A 4,424-nucleotide genomic window follows, 5' to 3' on the forward strand; every position below is an offset into this window, starting at 1 on the left:
CGCACCGATGCCGGCGTGCATGCCGAGGGGCAGGTGGCGCAGCTCGCCCTGCCCGACCGGCACGACGCCCGCGCGGTGGTCAATGCCCTGAACTTCCACATGAAGCCGCTGCCGGTGGTGGTGCTGGCGGCGGCGCCGGCGCCGGCGGGCTGGAATGCGCGCTTCTCGGCGGTCCGCCGCCGCTACCGCTATGTCATCCTCAACCGCCGCCCCCGCCCCGCGCTCGACGCCGGGCGTGTCTGGCATGTCGCCGTGCCCCTTGATGCCGAGGCGATGGGCCGGGCGGCGGCGCATCTGCTCGGCCGGCACGATTTCTCGTCCTTCCGCGCCGCCGCCTGTCAGGCGAAATCGCCGCTGCGGACCCTCGACCGGCTGGAGGTCACGCGCCACGGCACGCGCATCACGATCGTGGCCGAGGCCAGAAGCTTCCTGCACCATCAGGTGCGCAACATGGTCGGCACGCTGCGGCTGGTGGGCGACGGCAGCTGGCCGGCATCCCGCGTGGCCGACGCCCTGGCCGCCCGCTCCCGCGCCGCCGCCGGCCCGACGGCGCCGCCGGACGGGCTGTGCCTGACAGGGGTCGCCTACGAGGAGCCTTCGCCGCTCCCGACGCCGTTATGACGGGAGGAAGGGGGCGGCGGCGCTGCTGACGACGAACCAGATGAAGACGTCGAGGGCGACCAGACCGATCGCCGCCACCGCCCCGACGCGCAGCGCCACACGGGCGGCGAACCATTCCAGCCACAGCGACCAGCCGAACACGACAAGCTGCGCCGTCTCGCCGAGCCAGGGCGGCTCCTCCGCCAAGGTCGTCAGGGACGCGAGCACCAGCAGCAGCATCTGCGCGACGCTGCACCAGTTCCAGACGGCGATGTAGCGCGGCCACTCCTCCGCGCGCCCGATCAGCCCGGCGATGGCGTGCGAGCACACCGCGTAGGCGAGCCACGGCACCACGAACAGCAGCACCTCCAGCGCCAGCGCATGCGCGCCGTGCGGGGGCAGCACGAGGCGTTCGGGCGTGGCGTCGGTCGCCCAGGAGATCAACTGCACGCACAGATCCGCCGGCAGGCAGAGGGCGATCGCCCAGAAGCTGCGGGCGGCGCCCTGCATGTCGCCCTGCAGGTAGCGCAGCCCCTCCGGCCGGCCGCGAACGAACAGGAAGGCGGCCTGCAGGCCGTTGGACAGCGCAGCGATCATCGGCTCATCCCCGCCGGTTCATGTCTTGAACGGCCCGCTGGCCGGCACCGGTGCGGGCCCGTTCAGCAGCATCGCCTCGCGCAACGCCACTTCCGGCACCGCGACAAGGGCGGCAGCGCCCGCATTGACCGCCAGCACCACCAGCAACGCCCGCCCCGGCCCGAGCCGTAGCCCGTGCCGGGCCAGGAACCATTGCAGCCACAGCCCGTACAGGCCGACGGCGGCGAAGCAGGCGATCAGCGCCACCGTCGGCGGCAGCCCGGCCGAGGCGAGACCGGCGGTCGCCACGATAGCGAGCAGGACCGCGAGTTGGAGCACCCAGGTGGTCCAGTTCACCGCCGTCGCATAGCGCAGCCACAGCGGCTCGCGCCGGAACCACGTCGCCATCAGGTGCGACAGCACCGCGCTCGCCAGAACCACGGTGATGGTCGCGAGCAGCAGCGTCCCGCGCGGCACCTCCGACTGGCCGGGCGGCAGCAGCACGGCGCGCAGGAGCGGGAACAGCAGCAGCGGCAGCAGCGAGGAGATGAAGGCGTGGCGGGTGTCGCCGAACCACTCCAGCCCCTCGCGCCGGCCGATCGCGCACAGCACGATGCCGCGCAGCACGTTCCGGCGCGGCGGCGCGACCGGGCCGCTCATGCCGCGCTCACGACAGGAAGGCCGCGATGACGGCGCGATAGGCGTCCGCGAGGGCGCGCAATTCGGCGACCGGCACCGCCTCGTCGGCCTTGTGCATGGTCTGCCCGACCAGCCCGAACTCCGCCACCGGACACAGGCGCGCGATGAAGCGCGCGTCGGACGTGCCGCCCCCGGTGTCGAGGCGCGGCTCGATCCCCGTCGCCTGCCCGATCGCCGCGCGCAGCCGTGCGACCGCCGGCCCAGGCGCGGTGAGGAAGCTTTCGCCGCTGATCGCGATCTCGACATCGGCGCGCGGCGCGTGGCGGCCGATCACCTCGCGCAGCCACGCGCTCAGCCCGGCGCCGGTGTGGCGGTCGTTGAACCGGATGTTGAGCGCGGCGCGCGCGGCGGCGGGGATCACGTTGGTCGCGGGATTGCCCACGTCGATGCTCACGACCTGCAGCGACGACGGCTCGAACCATTCGGTGCCCTGATCGAGCGGCGTGGCGATGAGGTCCGCGAGGGCGGCGACAATCCGGTGCACCGGATTGTCGGCGAGGTGGGGATAGGCGGCGTGGCCCTGCGTGCCGTGCACGGTGATGCGGGCGTTGAGGCTGCCGCGCCGGCCGATCTTGATGACTTCGCCCAGGCGCCGCGGGTTGGTGGGCTCGCCCACCAGGCAGAAATCCGGCACCTCGCCCCGCGCGGCAAGCCAGTCCACGACGCGGGTGGTGCCGTCGGTCGCGACACCTTCCTCGTCGCCGGTGATCAGCAGCGACAGCCGCCCGCGCGGGCGTCCGGCATCCAGATGGGCGGCGCAGGCGGCGACCCAGGCGGCGATCGCCCCCTTCATGTCACACGCGCCGCGGCCATACAGCAGCCCGTCCGCGACCGTGCCGGCAAAGGGATCGTGCCGCCAGCCCTCGCCCGGCGGCACCACGTCGGTATGGCCCGCGAAGCACAGATGCGGCCCGTCCTCGCCGATCGTCGCCCAGAGATTGGCGATCCCGCCGAACGGCAGCCGGGTCACGGCGAAGCCCAGCGCCCCGAGCGCGTCGGCAAGCACGTCCTGCGCGCCCGCGTCCTCGGGCGTGACCGAGGGGCAGCGCAGCAGCGCCTGCGCGAGCGGCAGCGGGTCGCGCACGCCGCTCAGTCGCGCAACAGCTCGTTGACGGAGGTCTTGGCGCGCGTGCGCTCGTCCACCCGCTTGACGATGACGGCGCAGGCGAGCGAGGGCGACGGCGCGTCGCCCGGCAGCTTCTTCCCCGGCAGGCTGCCGGGCACGACGACCGAATAGGCCGGCACGCGGCCGACATGAATCTCGCCCGTCTCGCGGTCGATGATCTTGGTCGATGCACCGAGGAAGACGCCCATGGCGAGCACGCTGCCGCGTTCGACGATCACGCCCTCGGCAACCTCGGAGCGCGCGCCGATGAAGCAGTCGTCCTCGATGATGACGGGGCTCGCCTGCAGCGGCTCCAGCACGCCGCCGAGGCCGACGCCGCCGCTGATGTGGCAGTTGGCGCCGACCTGCGCGCAGGAGCCGACGGTGGACCAGGTGTCGATCATCGTGCCGCGCCCGACATGCGCGCCCACGTTGACGAAGCAGGGCATCAGCACCACGCCCGGCGCCACGTAGGCCGACCGGCGCACGACGGCGCCCGGCACGGCGCGGAACCCGGCCTCGGCAAAGCGGGAGGCGTCCCAGCCCGCGGTCTTCATCGCCACCTTGTCGAACACCGGGGCGCCGGCCGCGCCCGGCATCGGGGCGCTGTCATAAAGCCGGAAAGACAGCAGCACCGCTTTTTTCAGCCATTCGTGGACGATCCAGCCCGACGGCCCCGGCTCGGCGACGCGCAGCCGCCCGGCGTCGAGCGCGTCGAGCGCGGCATCCACCGGCGCGCGCGCCTCCGCCCCGGCCGCCGGCGTCAGCTTGTCACGCCCGTCCCAGAGCGCCTCGATGCTGCCGCGTAGCTCCTCGATCGATTGCACGTGTGCCGTTCTCCGCCGCCGCTGCTGGATCGCGCCCGCGGGCGCGGCCGGACAGTGCGCAGCGCACAAGGGCGTGTCAACGCGCCGCTAACCGCGCCTTTACGCGGGCGTGCTCGCATGGCGCGCATGGAAACGATCCCGACCCTGCGCCCCGCGCCCCCGCACGCCGACCCCGTCGCCGTCCCGCCGCTTGAGGCGCCATCCTGGACCGCGATGGCGTTCGCCGCGGCCGACCTTGCGTTCGAGACCGATGCCTGGGGCCGCCTGACATGGCTCGCGCCCGGGGCGACGCTGGGATGGGACGCCGCGGACCTGATCGGCCAGCCGGGGGCACGCCTGCTCGCGACTGGCGGCGGGGATGCCGTCGCCGACCCGTTCCGCCCCGACCGGATGTGGCGGCGCCAGCCGGTCTGGCTGCGCCATGGCGGCGGCGGCCTGCGCTGTCTGGCCGTAACCGCGATGCCGGTGCACGACGCCGCGGGACAGATCGTCGGCGCGCGCGGCTTCGGCTGGGAAGTCGCCGCCGACCGGCCGGAGATGCGACGGCTGCGCCGGGCCGAGGCGCTGGAGGCAATCTGCCGGCGGCTCGGCGCCGGAGCCGGCGGTCCGCTCCTGCC

The 4,424-nt window shown here is 73.8% G+C and carries 6 protein-coding genes; 2 read left to right on the forward strand and 4 right to left on the reverse strand.

All coding sequences use genetic code 11. The annotated features are described in order from the left end of the window. Nucleotides 1–621 (forward strand): tRNA pseudouridine synthase A (locus B8460_RS14560; protein WP_048862339.1); only part of this gene is annotated, 621 nt, incomplete at its 5' end. Here B8460_RS14560 and B8460_RS14565 read toward each other — a convergent pair. Genes B8460_RS14565 through dapD form a run of 4 tightly spaced genes read right to left on the reverse strand, consistent with a single transcriptional unit; the run spans nucleotide 616 to nucleotide 3,807 of the window. Further along, nucleotides 616–1,197 (reverse strand): hypothetical protein, encoded by a 582-nt coding sequence (locus B8460_RS14565; RefSeq protein WP_048862340.1) that lies wholly within the window; start codon nucleotides 1,195–1,197, stop codon nucleotides 616–618. The genes B8460_RS14560 and B8460_RS14565 overlap by 6 nt on opposite strands. 18 nt (nucleotides 1,198–1,215) lie before the next feature. Further along, nucleotides 1,216–1,836 (reverse strand): hypothetical protein, encoded by a 621-nt coding sequence (locus B8460_RS14570; protein WP_048862341.1) that lies wholly within the window; start codon nucleotides 1,834–1,836, stop codon nucleotides 1,216–1,218. A 7-nt stretch (nucleotides 1,837–1,843) separates the two neighbouring features. After that, nucleotides 1,844–2,959 (reverse strand): succinyl-diaminopimelate desuccinylase, encoded by a 1,116-nt coding sequence (gene dapE, locus B8460_RS14575; protein ID WP_084623684.1) that lies wholly within the window; start codon nucleotides 2,957–2,959, stop codon nucleotides 1,844–1,846. Between the two features lie 5 nt (nucleotides 2,960–2,964). Next, the gene (gene dapD, locus B8460_RS14580) at nucleotides 2,965–3,807 is read right to left on the reverse strand and encodes a 2,3,4,5-tetrahydropyridine-2,6-dicarboxylate N-succinyltransferase (RefSeq protein ID WP_048862343.1); all 843 of its coding nucleotides are present in this window, start codon (nucleotides 3,805–3,807) and stop codon (nucleotides 2,965–2,967) included. Nucleotides 3,808–3,933: 126 nt separating this feature from the next. Here dapD and B8460_RS14585 point away from each other — a divergent pair. Further along, nucleotides 3,934–4,424, forward strand: a 491-nt coding sequence (locus tag B8460_RS14585; RefSeq protein WP_456303906.1) for a hypothetical protein, incomplete at its 3' end; no start/stop codon positions are given.

The sequence above is a fragment of the Acidisphaera rubrifaciens HS-AP3 genome, assembly GCF_000964365.1.
In the GTDB taxonomy this organism is placed as follows: domain Bacteria; phylum Pseudomonadota; class Alphaproteobacteria; order Acetobacterales; family Acetobacteraceae; genus Acidisphaera; species Acidisphaera rubrifaciens.